This is a genomic window from Exiguobacterium sp. s70 (genome assembly GCF_018618315.1).
Lineage (GTDB): Bacteria > Bacillota > Bacilli > Exiguobacteriales > Exiguobacteriaceae > Exiguobacterium > Exiguobacterium chiriqhucha.
This window is the reverse complement of record NZ_JACSLV010000003.1, coordinates 58,275-74,352: the sequence shown is the minus strand read 5'-3', so window position 1 is coordinate 74,352 and position 16,078 is coordinate 58,275. Positions and strand designations below refer to the sequence as shown.

The 16,078-nt window shown below is 52.0% G+C and carries 17 protein-coding genes and 1 other annotated feature; of the genes, 10 read left to right on the top strand and 7 right to left on the bottom strand.

Annotated elements, in window-relative coordinates; translation table 11 throughout:
* Positions 1-59 precede the first annotated feature (59 nt).
* Positions 60-695 carry a cyclic di-AMP binding protein CbpA gene (gene cbpA, locus KNP84_RS08790; RefSeq protein WP_021068112.1) on the top strand — a complete coding sequence of 212 codons (636 nt, stop codon included), beginning with the start codon at positions 60-62 and terminating at the stop codon, positions 693-695.
* Positions 696-729: 34 nt separating this feature from the next.
* Here the strand turns inward: cbpA and KNP84_RS08785 are convergent, their stop codons facing one another.
* The 3 genes from KNP84_RS08785 to KNP84_RS08775 form a co-directional block, all read right to left on the bottom strand.
* Complete coding sequence (locus KNP84_RS08785) at positions 730-1,254, bottom strand: GNAT family N-acetyltransferase (RefSeq protein WP_029596266.1); 525 nt, start codon at positions 1,252-1,254, stop codon at positions 730-732.
* Between the two features lie 56 nt (positions 1,255-1,310).
* Entirely contained in the window at positions 1,311-2,198 is an 888-nt protein-coding gene (locus KNP84_RS08780; protein ID WP_021068114.1) for a diacylglycerol/lipid kinase family protein, read from the bottom strand.
* Between the two features lie 92 nt (positions 2,199-2,290).
* The gene (locus KNP84_RS08775; RefSeq protein ID WP_021068115.1) at positions 2,291-2,665 is read right to left on the bottom strand and encodes a hypothetical protein; all 375 of its coding nucleotides are present in this window, start codon (positions 2,663-2,665) and stop codon (positions 2,291-2,293) included.
* Between the two features lie 159 nt (positions 2,666-2,824).
* Here KNP84_RS08775 and KNP84_RS08770 point away from each other — a divergent pair, with 159 nt between their 5' ends.
* From KNP84_RS08770 to KNP84_RS08755, 4 genes are all read left to right on the top strand, one after another.
* Positions 2,825-3,256 (top strand): MarR family winged helix-turn-helix transcriptional regulator, encoded by a 432-nt coding sequence (locus KNP84_RS08770; protein WP_021068116.1) that lies wholly within the window; start codon positions 2,825-2,827, stop codon positions 3,254-3,256.
* 122 nt (positions 3,257-3,378) lie between these two features.
* The gene (locus KNP84_RS08765; protein WP_029596264.1) at positions 3,379-4,014 is read left to right on the top strand and encodes an FMN-dependent NADH-azoreductase; all 636 of its coding nucleotides are present in this window, start codon (positions 3,379-3,381) and stop codon (positions 4,012-4,014) included.
* Between the two features lie 81 nt (positions 4,015-4,095).
* The gene (locus KNP84_RS08760; RefSeq protein WP_215114633.1) at positions 4,096-4,773 is read left to right on the top strand and encodes a uracil-DNA glycosylase; all 678 of its coding nucleotides are present in this window, start codon (positions 4,096-4,098) and stop codon (positions 4,771-4,773) included.
* Positions 4,774-4,895: 122 nt separating this feature from the next.
* Positions 4,896-5,092, top strand: a binding site (T-box leader).
* Positions 5,093-5,145: 53 nt separating this feature from the next.
* Positions 5,146-6,708 (top strand): aromatic amino acid hydroxylase, encoded by a 1,563-nt coding sequence (locus KNP84_RS08755; RefSeq protein WP_215114632.1) that lies wholly within the window; start codon positions 5,146-5,148, stop codon positions 6,706-6,708.
* A 40-nt stretch (positions 6,709-6,748) separates the two neighbouring features.
* On the opposite strand, the gene KNP84_RS08750 is transcribed toward KNP84_RS08755, so the two are convergent.
* Positions 6,749-7,738, bottom strand: a complete 990-nt coding sequence (locus KNP84_RS08750; protein WP_215114631.1) for an alpha/beta hydrolase — start codon at positions 7,736-7,738, stop codon at positions 6,749-6,751.
* Positions 7,739-7,773: 35 nt separating this feature from the next.
* The gene (locus KNP84_RS08745) at positions 7,774-8,595 is read right to left on the bottom strand and encodes a Cof-type HAD-IIB family hydrolase (protein ID WP_214801505.1); all 822 of its coding nucleotides are present in this window, start codon (positions 8,593-8,595) and stop codon (positions 7,774-7,776) included.
* A gap of 125 nt (positions 8,596-8,720) precedes the next feature.
* Here KNP84_RS08745 and KNP84_RS08740 point away from each other — a divergent pair, with 125 nt between their 5' ends.
* The 4 genes from KNP84_RS08740 to KNP84_RS08725 all read left to right on the top strand — a co-directional run bounded on the left by KNP84_RS08740 (position 8,721) and on the right by KNP84_RS08725 (position 12,640).
* Positions 8,721-9,413, top strand: coding sequence for a response regulator transcription factor (locus KNP84_RS08740; RefSeq protein ID WP_021068122.1), 693 nt, complete (start codon positions 8,721-8,723; stop codon positions 9,411-9,413).
* The gene (locus KNP84_RS08735; protein WP_021068123.1) at positions 9,410-10,789 is read left to right on the top strand and encodes a sensor histidine kinase; all 1,380 of its coding nucleotides are present in this window, start codon (positions 9,410-9,412) and stop codon (positions 10,787-10,789) included. Before KNP84_RS08740 ends, KNP84_RS08735 begins: the two co-directional genes overlap by 4 nt.
* 64 nt (positions 10,790-10,853) lie before the next feature.
* On the top strand, positions 10,854-11,219 hold the full coding sequence (locus KNP84_RS08730; RefSeq protein WP_058765475.1) for a DUF1499 domain-containing protein: 366 nt from the start codon (positions 10,854-10,856) through the stop codon (positions 11,217-11,219).
* Entirely contained in the window at positions 11,216-12,640 is a 1,425-nt protein-coding gene (locus KNP84_RS08725) for a dihydrolipoyl dehydrogenase family protein (protein WP_215114630.1), read from the top strand. Before KNP84_RS08730 ends, KNP84_RS08725 begins: the two co-directional genes overlap by 4 nt.
* A 33-nt stretch (positions 12,641-12,673) precedes the next feature.
* Here the strand turns inward: KNP84_RS08725 and KNP84_RS08720 are convergent, their stop codons facing one another.
* Both KNP84_RS08720 and motA read right to left on the bottom strand, forming a co-directional pair.
* On the bottom strand, positions 12,674-13,450 hold the full coding sequence (locus KNP84_RS08720; protein WP_021068126.1) for a flagellar motor protein MotB: 777 nt from the start codon (positions 13,448-13,450) through the stop codon (positions 12,674-12,676).
* Positions 13,428-14,210 (bottom strand): flagellar motor stator protein MotA, encoded by a 783-nt coding sequence (gene motA / locus KNP84_RS08715; RefSeq protein WP_021068127.1) that lies wholly within the window; start codon positions 14,208-14,210, stop codon positions 13,428-13,430. The genes KNP84_RS08720 and motA overlap by 23 nt, the downstream gene beginning before the upstream one ends.
* Before the next feature lie 480 nt (positions 14,211-14,690).
* Between motA and KNP84_RS08710 the strand changes: the two genes are divergently transcribed.
* Positions 14,691-16,070: a TrkH family potassium uptake protein gene (locus KNP84_RS08710; protein ID WP_058765479.1), complete on the top strand. Its 1,380-nt coding sequence runs from the start codon at positions 14,691-14,693 to the stop codon at positions 16,068-16,070.
* Positions 16,071-16,078: the final 8 nt, after the last annotated feature.

Below are 16,078 nucleotides of genomic sequence, written 5' to 3'. Positions count from 1 at the left end.
TGGGGAATAGTAATGAATAGGGTGAAGACCACTTTCAATTTGGCTAGGAGGAAAACCGCATGTTAGTGCATAGCTTATGCATTCCGAAGAAAGATGTCGTCACAATCAGTGAAAAGGCGACATTGCGCGAGGCGCTCGACACGCTCGAAAAGACAGGCTACCGTTGTGTCCCTGTACTCGATGAGACGGGAACGTTTTTCCGCGGTAATATTTATAAAATGCATATTTATCGCCACGGGATGAGTGGGGCGAGCCTAGACGATAACGTCATGGAACTCATCAAGAACACGCAAAAGTACGTTCACGAGTCAGACGGCTTTTTCAAAGTCTTCTTCTCAATCAAAGAACTTCCGTATATCGCGGTCTTGAAAGACGAGAGCAACGAATTTTACGGGATTTTGCCACACGGGAAGATGCTCGGCATGCTCGAAGAGGCATGGAGCCGTGACACGGGGAGCTATGTCGTCACGATTGCACTCAGTGAGCAGGCAGGGGCGCTCGAGAAAATCACGAAAGTCATCAGCAAATATTCATCAATCGCCAGCCTCATGACGCTTGATGCCAAGAGCAAGGTGTTGCGTCGCGTGTTAATCACGTTGCCGCCGGACTGTGACGAGAAGACAAAAGACAAGATTGTCGCCAAACTCGAACAAAAAGGGTTCCGCGTCGTCGAAGTCGAGAATTTAAATAACTGACGAAAGGCCTTCCTCGATGCGAGGAAGGCCTTATTCAATCCAATCGTTTTTCCATCCGGATATCCGGCCAAAATTGACCGTCCCAGTACGTGAACGCTTCGATACGGGCAATTTCGTGATAACCGAGCTTTTGATAGAGGCGATGCGCCGCTTCGTTGAATCCGAACACACCGAGCTCGATGCGTGGCACACCTTGGGCACGAAGTCGATCTGCCAGCAACGTGAGGGCTGCGGTGCCGACGCCTTTCCCGCGACCGGTCTGTTCACCGATGACCAGACCAAGCCAAGCGCTGCCGCGTTCTTTGTCATACAAGTGCGGGGCGTCATAGATGACGTTCACCTCGCCGACGAGCCGGTCATCGTCGTAAATCAAGAAAATATCGTGCGTGTCCAGACGTTCCGTCAAGTCTGCGACCGTCATCTGATGTTCCGCAACGAGTTCGGCTTCGGATCGGGCCGGACGAATCAAATGGACGATGGCGGGATCATTATTCCAACGATTGAACGTCGCGACGATGGCGTCGGACGCTTCTCGCAATGGGACGAGCGAGATGGGCATCGAGTCCCCCTCCTTTCAGGCATACTTCTTCGCCCTCGAACTGAAAACTCTCCCTTTTACTGAATCGGCTTCAAGACGTTGAGGTGGCTCGGAAGCACTTCGAACGTGAGCGGGAGTTTACCGCCCGTATCTCCGTCGGCATTGACCGGAAGTGATTCTGGCGAGTCGACATGGACCCGTTTCGTCGTGAACGACGTGACGCTGTCCGTCTCTTTCAACTTGCCGGTGAAGAGGGCCGGCGCGAGTTGGATGGCGTCTTTAAAGCCGAGGTTCTCAAACAGATAGACGTGAAGTAACCCGTCGTTCAGTTCGGCGTCCGGTTCAAAGTTTTCAAACCCGCCGACCGAGTTCGTGAGTGCGATGACGACCAAATAGGCGTCTCCATCGAACGTATGCTCTTCGGCTTGGACCGACAAGGCGTATGGACTATGCTCACGGAACGCTTTGATGCCTTCAATCAAGTAGGCGAATGGGCCCCATTTTGTCTTCTCTTCAACACTGACCTCGTCGACAGCCTCGGCAATGAGGCCGATCGCGATGACGTTCATGAAGTAGCCGTTCTCGTATTTGCCGATATCCATCGGTGTCGGTTGCGCCGTCTTGAGTGCCTCGATGGCATCTGCGGGGTCGCTCGGGACGCCGAGCGCGCGTGCGAGATCGTTGACGGTACCGAGCGGGATGATGCCGAAATCAGGACGATGATCCGCTTCGGCGAGCCCCGTTACGGCCTCGTTCAGTGTCCCGTCGCCACCCATCGCGATGACAGCTTTATATTGTTTCGATGCCGCTTCTTTCGCAAAATGTGTGGCATCGTCTGCTTTCTCCGTGAACCGGACATCGACGTTGCCGTAACGCTCTCGCAAGACCTCCTCCGCGGCCGCGGCGTGTTCTTTCCCTAACTCTTTCCCGGACGACGGGTTGACGATTAACATGACTGTATCCATCAAAGCACATTCCCCTTTTCACATTCAGATATTGTCATCTATTCCCGTCCTGTGGCGAGGCTAGTCATAAAAAAACAACACAGACGTGTTGTTTAATAATGGCGGAATGCCGACATATCGAGGTGGCTTGCATCTGATTCGTCGACGGCGAGTTCAATTTTCAAATGTTCATGGAACGGCGAGTCGAATGCACCCATGCAGGCGACCGGCTCATGGTCCGGGACGGGGGACTTACGTTTCGTTTTGACGAACAAATAGTCCTCACGCGACAACGTCAATAAAAAGCGTTCGACCGCATGGGGTTCGCGCGTGACGTTCGGCCATGGCAAGTGGTTGAATAGTAAAAAGACCGCGCCTTCTTTTTCGAGCGCATAGTCTGGGGCGATCCCTTCCCGGTTCAACAACTCGATGACCGTACTCAAATAGGCTTGTTTAATCGTCAATGATATCTCGTAATACTCACGCATACCGTCCACCCTTTCTAAAAATCGCAATAATTCCATTCTATACGTTTCAGACAGGGGCGACAACGAAGAAGTTTCTTGACGAAGCGTTTTTCCCACCGTATACTGCTCATGTCCTGCTATACTAAAGGTAAATGATGAACGAATTGAGGTGAAACCGACATGATTGAATCACTCGAATTGAAGGCATGGATCGTCTTGGCACGAGCGATGGACGCGATCAGTGACCGTGTGAAGGACGATTTACGACGCCACCAATTGAATTCAACAGAGTTCGGTGTTTTATCCGTCTTGTATAAACGAGGGGATACCCCGCTCCAGCAAATCGGAGACCAAATTTTGATTACGAGCGGAAGCGTCACGTACGTGATTGATAAGCTTGAAAAACGTGGCTTAATCGAGCGTGTGGCTTGCCCGTCTGACCGACGCGTCACATACGCCTCGTTGACAGAGGAAGGCAAACGCTTGATGGACGTCGTCTATCCAGAGCACATCGAGATTTTTAAAGACATCTATGGTCCCCTTAGCGACCAAGAGACTGAACAGTTAATCGATTTATTGAAACGAGTCGGTTATAACGCGGCAGGCAAATAACGCCTGCCTGTTTTTTTTGACTATTTATCTTGAAGTTAAACTAATTGACTGCGAGATATACAGATGATATAGTTCTAACTGTTGTTACAAAATAGAGATCACACTTATGGAGGAACCCATTTATGAAAAAGGTATTATACGTATCGGCTAACCCGAAACCAACAGAATTGTCATACAGCAAACAAGTCGCAGAAACGTTCATGACGACACTCACGAATGAGAATGCGTCACTCGAAGTCGAAGCAATCGAATTATACGATGTCGATGTTCAAGAAATCGACGGCGACGTCCTCAGCGCATGGGGCAAATTCGCTTCAGGCGAAGCCCTCACTGACGTCGAAGCGGCTAAAGTCGCGACGATGAACGGCATGCTTGAGAAATTCATGGAAGCTGACATGTACGTGTTCGCAACACCGATGTGGAACTTCTTCTTCCCAGCTCGCATGAAAATGTTCCTCGACAGCGTATTGACTGCTGGTAAAACGTTCCGTTATACAGAACAAGGCCCAGTCGGCCTTCTCGAGAACAAACAAGCGATCCACATCCAAGGTACGGGTGGAATCTACACAGGTACAGACCTCAACTTCGCAGACGCATACCTTCGTCAAGCACTCGCATTCGTAGGCGTGACAGAAGTGACGACACTTCCAGTTGAAGGCATGAACCAATACCCAGACAAAATCGAAGAAATCGTTGCTGACGCAAAAGCGAAAGCCGAAGCACTTGCGAAAGAAGTCGCAGGCGCGGTCACAGTATAATGATCAAGGGCGAGTCCAATCGGGCTCGCCTTTTTGTGTGCCATCGATTCGGGTATGATAAGACGGAAAGGGGAGAAACACATGGGAGAACAGTTATCAGATCGCCTGCTCGGGGATTGGAGCGACATCATCGCATCCGAGATGGCCGAGCCTTATTTTACTAACTTGAAAGCGTTCGTTGATGAGGCGTATGCGTCATCGACCGTATATCCGGCCCGAGAAGACATTTGGAATGCGTTCGTCTATACGAAGTTCAAGGACGTCAAATGCGTCATTCTCGGACAAGATCCATACCATGGGCCAAACCAAGCGCATGGACTGAGCTTCTCGGTCCAAGACGGTGTACGTTTCCCACCGTCGCTTCGAAATATCTTTCAAGAATTGCATGACGATATTGGCTGTCCCGTACCGACCAGCGGGAATTTAGAAGCATGGGCCCGCCAAGGCGTGTTGCTGCTCAACACCGCGCTCACGGTCGAAGCAGGCAAAGCCGGTTCGCATCGGGGACAGGGATGGGAGCAGTTCACCGACTCCATCATCGAGCGACTTGGGCAGCGGGAAAAGCCGCTCGTGTTCATCTTATGGGGGAACGACGCGAAGAAGAAACAGAAATTTATTGGCCCGCAACACGCCGTCTTGACCTCTGTCCACCCGAGTCCGCTCTCGTCGCATCGCGGCTTTTTCGGATCGAAGCCGTTCTCGCAAGTGAATGCGAAGTTGAGTGAGTGGGGTCAACCTGAAATCGATTGGTGTTTGTGACAGTCTGCAGATGCGGACTGTTTTTTTGTTGACGGCGTCCAAATCGTCTGTTATCGTTACTAGCAACAAGATACTTTAGTACTTAAAAGCGAATGTGCATAGAAGCATAACTGTATAACAGTATAAAAGCGATGACCGAACCGAAGTAGAGACATCTTCCCTGGCCCAGAGAGCGTGTGGTGCTGTGAACACGCCCATAGGATGAATCGAATTACAGTTCGCGAGCTCTCACGTGTTGAGCGGTCCCCCGTTATCGGAGTAGAGTGACTAGACGTCCGTCTAGTAATCAGGGTGGTACCGCGGCATCGTCGTCCCTATCGAGTGAATCGATAGGGATTTTTTTACGTTCAGTCAACTAAAGGAGGAAACATCATGCTCACACAAATCATTCCACGCCATTTGGCCCCTCATATTTCGCCACAGTTCTACGACGAGTACACGCCGACCGATCATGCTGTCTGGCGCTTCGTCTTACGACTGAACTTGCACACGCTTGAAGGGAAGGCCCACCCGTTCTACATCGAAGGGTTGAAAAAGACGGGGATGGGACCGGAGCGTCTCCCGAACGTCGAACAGATGACCGAAGAGATGCGGTCGGCCGGTTGGTCGACGGTCGCAGTCGATGGTCTCATTCCAGGCGTCGCTTTCTTTGATTTCCAAGGCAACGGGATGTTGCCGGTCGCGACCGATATCCGAAAAGTCGAGAATATTTTATACAGTCCGGCACCGGATATCATCCACGAGGCGGCCGGCCATGCACCGATGTTGATGGATCCTGAATTTTCACAGATTGTGAAGCGGTTCGGTCAGCTCGGGGCGAGGGCATTCATGAATCGAGAAGAACATGCCTCGTTCGCAGCACTTAAACGATTGACCGTCGTGAAGGAGAATGCGAACTCGACGGACGAGGAGATTGCAGCCGCCGAAGCGGCTGTTCATGCGGCCAAAGCCCAAGTGACTGGCTTCTCTGAAGCACAACAAGTCGCCCGCATCTTTTGGTGGACGGTTGAGTTCGGTCTCATCGGTGATGTAGACAATCCGCTCATCTACGGGGCAGGCCTGTTATCTTCGGTCGGAGAGAGCCGTCACTGTTTGACAGACGCCGTCACGAAGCATCCATTCAATTTGGAGCACGCCCTTGAGACGAAACAAGACGTGACGAATATGCAACGCGAGTTATTCGTCATTCCAGACTTTGAAGCGTTGAAGGATGCGCTAGACGAACTCGAGTCACGGATGGCGGTCAACCAAGGTGGGATCGCTTCGCTCGAGAAGGCGCTCGCGTCGGGCAGTCAATCGACCGTCCGACTAGAAGACGGGACGGACCGCGTCGGTGTGATTCGTCACGTGACACGCTCCGGGGCCCATGCCCTCATCCAATGGGACGACTGTGTGAACGTCAATCACGGTCAATTGACGAACTTGCATAATCATGGCCTGCTCGTGCTCGATGGACCGCTTCAAGACGTGTTGGCGACAGCGGACATTCGGTTAGACGGTCAAGTCGTCAGCGAAACGACAGAGGCGTTGCATCTCGAAGACGTCGTCGTCACCATCGAAGGACGACAGATTACACTGGAGACACTCGAAGTGAGACAAGATACGCTGCCGTCGATTTTCCCGGGCACTGAGATTGAAGAACTCGTCATCTTGGAGAAGCCGGTCCAGATCGAACGTGACGCCCGAGTATGGACGAACGATGACCCGATGTTCAATCGGGTCCGCAATATGCGGGAGCAAGGCGAGTCGATTGATGAGCTCGTGCCGACGATTCTTACCGATCATCCCGATGCTTGGTTGCTCCACATCGAATGTTTGGAGCTCGTCGAGTCTGATGCGCTTCGACAGGCGTTGACGGAACGGTTGCACGCGTTACGTGAGACGTCACCGTCGCGGCATGAGTTGATTGGCCGCGCGCTCGCATTGCTCAACTGACAAAAATAATCCCCGCCCAATGATGGGCGGGGATTATTTGTTAACGCGTCGTTTCACGCAAGAACGTGATTAAACGGCGATACGTTGCACTGGCTGCCGGCTTATCCATCTCAAAATGGTAGTCGTGGCCGAGTGTGTGCTCGTTTCGGTCATAAAAGACGCTCGTGACGTCCGCACGACCTGAGAGGATCGTCGCAAATTCTTTCGCTTGCGTTTCGAACGAACCGGTGTTGCCATCGGTGATAAACGTCGAAACGAACGTGGCCGGGATATTCACGAGCGGCGACGCTTCCGCGACGACCGGCAAGTCTTCCCAATTGTACGTTCCGAAGTAAGCCCAACCGATCCGTTTGAACAAGAAGCGGTTGACCGCCTTCGATGACTCGATGATGCTTCGTTTCAAGTCATAAGGACCTGACATGAGAATCGTGCCGAGGATCGACGTTTTCGGAACGACTTGATTCACTTCGGCCGATGGTGCGTAGTCGTCGTTCAATTGAATACCGACGAACTGAGCGACGAGTTGGGCCCCGTTCGAATCGCCCGCAAAAAAGACGCGGTCGAGGTCGAGACGGAAGCGGTCATTGTTTTCCGCGATATACGTGTATGCTTCTTCAAGCTGCTGGAGCGGGACGGGATACGTGACGTCAGGGGCAAGGGCGTAGTTGACGCTAACGACGTTATAGCCGTTGCTCGCGATTGACGTCGCATATTTGAAGACGTCGGCCTTGTCGCCACCGACGAACGAACCGCCGTGCACCCAAAAGATGGTCGGAACAATTTGTTTCTCGCCTTCATAGCGAATCAAGTCGAACGTCCCGTTCTCATAGGCTGAATGATAGTCGATATCTTTCCGGACCGATGTTTTTTGAACGACTTCATCAAACCCTTTGATGGCCACTTCGTTCCCGCCGGCAAATGAGGTCTTAACGAGACGTGAGGTCGGTTTCGGGGACAAAAATACATAGGCGGCACCTGCGACAGCTGTACCGACCAGTCCAAGTCCTGCTCGTTTCAATCCTTTATTCATCGTAATTCCTCCTTGGTACAATCCAGTTTGTTCACTTACCGATCGACGAGGACCGTTCCCATGAACGTCTCAATGACGTGGGCAATCCCGTCTTCGTTGTTTGATTTCGTGATGAAGTCGGCTTTGCCTTTGACTGTCGTGTTGGCATTGCCCATGGCGACACCGAGGCCGGCCCATTCAATCATCGTAAGGTCGTTGTTCCCGTCACCACAAGCGATGACGTGGGCCTGTTCGATTCCGACGTGTTCGGCGAGGAAAGCAAGGCTCGTCCCTTTCGTCACACCCGCTTCCGTGAACTCAAGGAAAAACGGCTTCGAACGTGCGACCGCAAGTTTCCCTTCGAGTTCGACTTGCAGTTTCGTTTCGATTGGAGCGAGCGTGTCGCCGTCACCGAGCATGAGACATTTGACGACAGGCGTCTTGACCGCTTCTTTGAAGTCGGCGACATGGATGACCGGCATCCCCGTCAATTCACCTTCGATATCAGTATACGGGTTCGGTTGATCGGTTACGATTTCGTTACCGATGTACGTATGAATCGCGATTTCTTCCCGGACACTGATATCATGGAGATGGGCGACCGTTTCCGGAAGCAACGTACTCGAGAAGATTTCTTCATTCGTCTCACAATTGATGATGGAGGCACCGTTGAATGAGAGAATATAGCTACCATATTTGGCAAGTTCGAGTTCACGGGCGGCATCCCACATCGCGTATGTCGGGCGACCGCTCGCGAGCACGACTTTATGTCCGCGTTCTTGTACATCTAGCAAGGCTGCTTTCGTCTTGGCGGAAATTGTATGGTCGCTCGTGAGGAGCGTATCGTCCATATCTAAAACAATCATCTTGTAACTCATAATGGTAAGGAGTCCTCCTTCAGAATCTAATGACTCCATCCTAATACGATTTGAGGTCAATTGACAACCTTGTCGCAAAAACGTAACTATAATGTAGAGTAGTGAACTTCAGAAGAGGTGGATATATGAATCGAATATTAGTAGCCGAAGATGAGCATGCGATTCGCAGCTTTATCATCGTTAATTTAAAACGAGCCGGATTTGACGTCTTTGAGGCGACGAACGGACGCGAAGCGGTCACAGCGTTCGACCGTGAGCCGTTCGATGTCGTCTTGCTCGACGTGATGATGCCTGAGATGGATGGATTCGAGGCATGCGCCGCCATCCGCGACTTAGATGAGAACGTCGGCATCATCATGCTGACGGCACGCACGCTTGAAGAAGATAAGATTGAAGGGCTCGGCAGAGGGGCGGACGATTATATCGCCAAGCCGTTTAGCCCAGGTGAGCTTGTGGCACGGATTCAAGCACTCCTGCGCCGTGTCGAGAAAGTGAAGCGTAAAGAAAAGAAACGGTTGAAGTCCGGACCGTTCGCCATCGATTTGGCGGCGAAGCAAGTGACGAAGTATGGGCAGGCGATTGATTTGACCCCGACCGAATACGATTTGATTTGTCACCTCGTCCAAAACGAGGAAGTCGTCTTATCGCGTGACGCGCTGTTAGATGCCGTCTGGGGCATCAATTACTTCGGGGACAGAAAGACTGTCGACGTCAACATCCGTCGTCTCCGTCAAAAGATTGAAGACGACCCGAGTCACCCGGCTTATATCGAGACGCTATGGGGGCATGGGTACAAGTGGCGGAGACATGACGGATGAAGCAACAGCTCGTCATTCGGATTATGCTCGTCATGACGCTCGTGCTCGTCTTGCTCGTGAGCGTCCTGTCGTACGGAACGTACCGCTATTACTATGAATATGAATCAGAGGCACTACTCAGCCATGCGACGACGAGCGCCTATCTGTATCCACAGGCGCAAGTCGGATTCGAGACACCGAGCGCGTTCTCGGTGCTCGTTCGGACGTTCGGCTATCCCGGTACCGACTTAACGATTGTCGACCGGACCGGTCAAATCATCAAAACGACGGGACAGCGGGCGCAACAGGCGGCCTTTTCGACCGAACAGTTGCAAGATCTCGCTCGAGGCGAGTCCGTCGTCCAAGACTACGATGCCGATGGGAATCACTATTTGTCGGTGACGAGTCCAATCATCACGGAAGAGACGAGTGAATTCGCCATCAGCTTCACGCGGCCGCTCGCCGACCTTGACACGTTGATTCGCGAGATTTGGATGGCTGTCGTCATGATTGGCGTCTTGATTTGGTTGGTCGCGCTCTATGCTGTCATTCGGATTGCAGACCGATTCGTGCGACCGATTCGAGACATCATTGAGACGGCCGATGAAATGGCGCAAGGTGATTTCGATGTTGAAGTCTATTCCAATGAAAAACATGAGCTCGGGGCACTGGCCCGGACGCTCACATATTTAGGTGCGAAAGTCCAGCAGCACCAATCGACGCGAAATGAATTTCTATCCAACGTGTCGCACGAGTTGCGGACGCCGCTCACTTCGATTAAAGGGTGGACGGAGACGATTCGAGGCGGGGACGAGAAAGTGTCGGACGAGACCGAGCTCGGTTTGAGCATCATCCATTCGGAGACGGAGCGGATGATCGGGCTCGTCGAGCAGCTGCTCGATTACACGAAGATTGAAGAGAGCCGGCTCGTCTTGTATCGGCAAGAACTTGATCTCGTGTCGTTGTTACGGAAAGTGACGATTCAATTGAAACAGTCACTCGAAGACAAACAGATTACGCTCATTGAGCGATATCCGCAAAAGTCGATCGGACTGTTCGATGAGAACCGACTGAAGCAAGTATTTTTAAACTTGCTCGAGAACGCCATCCGCTTCTCGCCAGAAGGTGGGACGTTGACGGTAAGGTTCGTGCAATCGGAGCGAGTCGCGTTCATCTCAATTATTGACGAGGGACCTGGTATTTCACGGGAACACTTGCAGCGCATCACTGAAATGTTCTATCAGGCGCAAGTGACGAAAGGGAGCAGCGGGCTCGGCCTGGCGATTGCTAAGGAGTTAATCGAGGCCCACGAAGGAAAGCTCGTCATCGAAAGTGAGATCGGTCATGGGACGACGGTGACCGTTCTCTTGCCGCTCGACCCGAGCGAACTGCATTAAAAGGGTTAAACCTTCCGAATTCAGGATACATGTAATTGTATGTAGAATGAGGGAGGTTTTTTTCATGGCAACGAAATCATTGAAGCCATTGTCAGGTAGTCCGAACGCCGTCTCGACCGAAACGACAATCGAAGCGCTACGCATGGAGCCGCTCCCGTACGGGCGAGACCGCGCCGAGAGCATCGAGACAATCAAGATGGTGATGGGGCAACTGCCTCGGACCGAGCTCGTCAAGGAGACGGAGGACACGCTCCATTATGTCGTCACGACGAAACTGATGCGCTTTAAAGATGACGTCGAATTTCGATTCGACGATGAGACAAGACAAATTGAATTCCGCTCGGCATCACGACTCGGTCACTCTGACTTTGGAGTGAACCGGAAACGGATGCAAGACGTGAGTGAACGCTATCGGAGGTTGATGAGATGAAGGATTATCAATTGATTGTGATTGGTGGGGGTGCGGCCGGGATGACGGTCGCGGCCGGTGCCGCAAATTTAGGGGCGAAAGTCGCTTTGGTCGAGAAGAAAAAACACCTGGGTGGAGACTGTCTTCACGTTGGGTGTGTCCCGTCGAAAGCGCTGATCGCCGCCTCGAAAGAAGCGAGCAGCATGATGCAAGCTGCCCGAGTACTCGGAGCCGAGTTTGACGGCCGCGACCATTACCAGACGACGAAAGCACGCGTCGACCGTGCCCGTGCCATCATTCAAGACCATGACGGGACGGAACGTTTCGAAAAACTTGGGGTCGACGTGTATATCGGCGAGGCCTCGTTCCAAAGCCCATACGAACTCAAAGTCGGTGACGATTTACTGATTGGGAAGAAATTCGTCATCGCGACCGGCTCGCAACCGACCATACCGCCGATTGACGGCTTGGACGACGTGTCATACTTAACGAATGAGCAAGTGTTTGAAGAAGAGACGTTGCCGGAGAGCATCATCGTCATCGGGGCCGGGACGATCGGTCTCGAACTCGCCCAGTCGTTCGCTCGTCTTGGTAGTCAAGTGACCGTGCTCGAGGCTCAGGACACGTTCTTACCGCGAGAGGACGAATCGGTCAGTAAGTTGCTCCGTTCGCAGTTCGAGATGGCGATGCGCCTTAAAATCGGCATCAACATCAATCAAGTCTCGGAAGTCGAGGGACGCGTTCACGTCACCGGCGAAATCGATGGCGAAACGGTCACGTACGAGGCGGACAAGCTGCTCGTGGCGACAGGACGGAAACCGAGAATCGATGAGCTTCGACTCGACCGGGCTCACGTCCACGTCAAAGACGGATTCGTCGACGTCACGTCGACGTACCGCACGTCACAACCTCATATCTTTGCGATTGGCGATACGATTAAGACGTTACCGTTCACGCACGCAGCTGGCGAGGAAGGAAAAGCGGTCGTGGCCAACGCCTTGTTCGGACTTTGGAACAAGGTCGACTACACGAAGATGCCGTGGATCACGTTCACGGAACCGGAAGTGTTCCACGTCGGCATGACCGAAGCTGAGGCACGGGAGCGTCATGGTGACGATGTCGAGGTGTTTGAAGCGAAACTGTCCGAGGTCGACCGCTTCGTCGCCGACCGACAAGAGACAGGTTTCGTCAAAATCATTACGCGTAAGAACGGAAAAATCATCGGCGGACACGCCATCGGCATGACAGCCGGGGATTGGATGCAAATCGTCGTCTATGCGATGCAACGAGGCGATAAAATCGGCAAGCTGTCCCGCATGATTTATCCGTATCCGTCGCGGAGCGAGGCCGTGAAAAAAGTGGCCGACCTTTACTGGCGGAAGCGCTTGTTCAACAGCCCGCTCACGGATTTGTCACGCAAGTACTTCGAATGGACCCGATAACGAAAAATCCCACTCTCGACAGAGTGGGATTTTTTATGGCAAGACGATCGTTTCGAGCATCTTCGGTGAGCCTTCTGATAAATCGACGAGTGGTTTAATCAACACTTCGACGCGGCGGTTTTTCGAGCGCCCTGCTTCGGTGTCGTTCGTCGCAATCGGTTTGTATTCTCCGTAACTGGCAAGCGTGAATTGTCCGGGATTCAAAGCATCGTTCGTCAACAGGCCGCGCATGAAAGCCGTGGCCCGGGCTGAACTGAGTTCCCAGTTCGACGGGAACCGGGCCGTGTTGATCGGGATGTTATCGGTGTGACCCGATACGACGATTTCACGATTGCCGGCTTTTTCCAGGATACCGCTAATCGAGCCGGCCACCGTTCTAGCCTCGGCGTCAAGCGTCGCTTCCCCCATGCTGAACAAGGCTCGGTCTTGAATCGTCAAAACGAGACCGCTTGAGTTGATGGTCGCTTCAATCTCTTGTTCGAGCCCGTTCTTTTTGATGTATTGATTGACCTCTTCTTTTAACTCATCCAGTTTGGCGAGCTCATATGTCCGGGGATTCGCCGTCGTATCTGTCTTGTTCGTACGGCTGATGTCACTGTTCGAGGCGGTTGACGCTTGGAACACGCTCGTCCCGCCAGAGAACACTTGGTTAAAGGATTGAGACATTTTCTCGAGCTTCGTCTGGTCGATGTTACTCGAGGCGAACAAGACGATGAAGAGGGCGAGTAAGAGCGTCAATAAATCGGCGTAAGGGATTAACCAACCTTCCGGGATATGTTCCTCATGATCATGCTTCTTTTTGCGCTTCATAGTCGGCTCGCTCCTTTGGAGACAAATACACAGACAATTTATCTTCTAACGTCTTCGGAGACTCCCCACTTTGAATCGAGAGAATCCCTTCAATCATCATCTCTTTGATGATGACCTCGCTCTTCGAATACTGCTTTAATTTATTGGCGAACGGGAACCAGAGGACGTATCCTGTGAAAATCCCGAACAACGTCGCGACGAACGCGGCTGAAATCGCGTGACCGAGCTTTTCGATATCAGACAAATCTTTTAGGGCCGCAATCAAACCGATAACGGCTCCAAGAACGCCGAGTGTCGGCGCGTACGTGCCGGCTTGTGTAAAGATGTCCGAGTTCGCTTTATGGCGTTGCTCCATGTTCTCGATATCGCGCGACATGACCTCGGCGATATATTCGGATGGTTGGCCGTCGATGACCATCATCATCCCTTGTTTCAAGAACGGCTCTTCAACTTGTTCGAGCGCTGTCTCAAGCGACAGGAGTCCTTCTTTACGCGCTTGCGTCGACAAGTCGACGAACTGTGTCAAAAGCCCGGATTTACTTGGTAACTCCTGCTTTTTGAAGAGAATTCCGAACAACTTCGGTACGTTTTGCAGCTGTTCTTTGGAAACGGCGATACTGACCGCGGCCGCTGTCCCGACAAAAATAATGACGAGTGCTGCCGGGTTGATGAGCGGGGCAATCCCGGCTCCTTTCAATACCATCCCTCCGACGAGGGTGAGGAACCCAAGTATGAGTCCTACTAACGTGACGACATCCATGTCTATGTTTTCCACCTTTCTAAAAAAAATCAGGAGACAAAAAAAGCGAGAGACTTAACTCGTCTCCCGCAAATGCGTTCCCGATGGTTAAGCGCCGTTTTCGTCAATCAGCATTTGGATGCTGATATTTCGTTCTTCACGCTCTATATCGGTTAACACGTCGTATTTTTTTAATAATGCGTACAATTGATTCACAACTTCTTGATCAAGTGACCAATGTAGCAGTTCTTCGAGCTGGAAATAAAGATGGGCGGGCATACATTGTGACTGACGCTCCAACCTTCGCGAGACATCCGTTAGCGAATGATCTACCGTACTAGGGTCCACGGTTTCATTCAACCTCCTCAACATTCATAAAGTCTATCTCTCATATTACCAAAAAATCTGGCAAACAGTTAGCGATACATTTTTCTAGTTGGCAATTTTATAAGTGAGGAGTAATATGAGCCTTAGAAAACTTGATTTGAAGGAGATAGCGAGATGCGACATCGATTGACCGTACGGGAATTGCGCATAAAACGAATTGAGGCGCTTTACCGGCTCGTGTTTGAAAAGCCGGCCCGTTTTATCGCGACAGGCTTTTTGCTCGCCATTTTTTTAGGGGCGACGTTACTCTATATGCCGTTCGCACAGACACAGCCCGTGTCCTGGATTGATTGTCTGTTTATCGCGACGTCGGCCGGAACGGTGACCGGATTATCGACAATTGATATTGGGACTTCCTTTAATACGTTCGGTGAGCTCGTCATCGTCGCCTTGATTCAAATCGGCGGTTTAGGTTTTATGACGGTCGCGCTCATGCTGCTTAGTGTGCTCGGAAAGAAAATCGGTTTAAAGCAGCGCATCTTGCTCCAAGAATCACTCAACCTGTCGGGACCCGGCGGCACGGTCCGTCTCGTCCGCAACATCGTCTTCACGACGCTCATCGTCCAGTTTCTCGGCATGTTGTTTTTGACGGTCGAACTGTACAGCACCGGTGAGTATCGCTTTGGTGAGGCGCTGTATTATGGCTTTTTCCACGCGGTCTCAGCGTTTAACAACGCCGGGTTCGCCCTATGGCCGGACAATTTGATGCAGTTCGAGCAGAATACGGCCATTGTGATCACGATTGCTGTGCTGCTCATGATTGGGGGTCTCGGCTTCACGACCATCGCGGATGCGACCGAGGTGAAACGTTGGAAGCGCCTCGCCCTCCATTCGAAAATCATGATTGCCTCGCTTGCCATCGTCAACGGGATTGCCTGGTTCTCGCTCATGTTGTTTGAGTGGGTATCGAATGAGGGCGGACTGTATGGCCGTCCGTTCGGAGAAGCGATGCACGTCACCTTCTTCCAGGCTGTGACGACACGGACCGCAGGCTTCAATACAATCGACCTCACGACGATGGCGCCGATCTCAATCGGGGTCGTCTTGATTCTCATGTATATCGGTGCTGGAGCCGCTTCCACTGGGTCTGGGATTAAAGTGACGACCGTAGCCGTCATCTTGGCCGATATGTGGGCGTTCATCGTCGGGAAAAAAGAGACGGTCATCCTCGAGCGGACGATTGACGCGTTCCAAATTAAAAAAGCGTACATCGTGGCTATTACGAGTTTCTTCTTCATCTTATTGATTACCGCACTGACTATCTTGACGAACGGTCATATTCCGGCGACAGCACTCTTGTTCGAGACAGTCTCGGCCTTCGGGACGGTCGGGTTATCACTCGGGATCACGGCGGAACTGAACGATGCAGGTAAGAGTTTTATCATGTTCATGATGTTACTCGGTCGTGTCGGTTCGTTGACGATCCTCTTCACGGTCGCACGCCAGATGGACCGGAAGATTCGCTATCCAAAAGAGAAGTTGCTAATCGGATGACACACAAA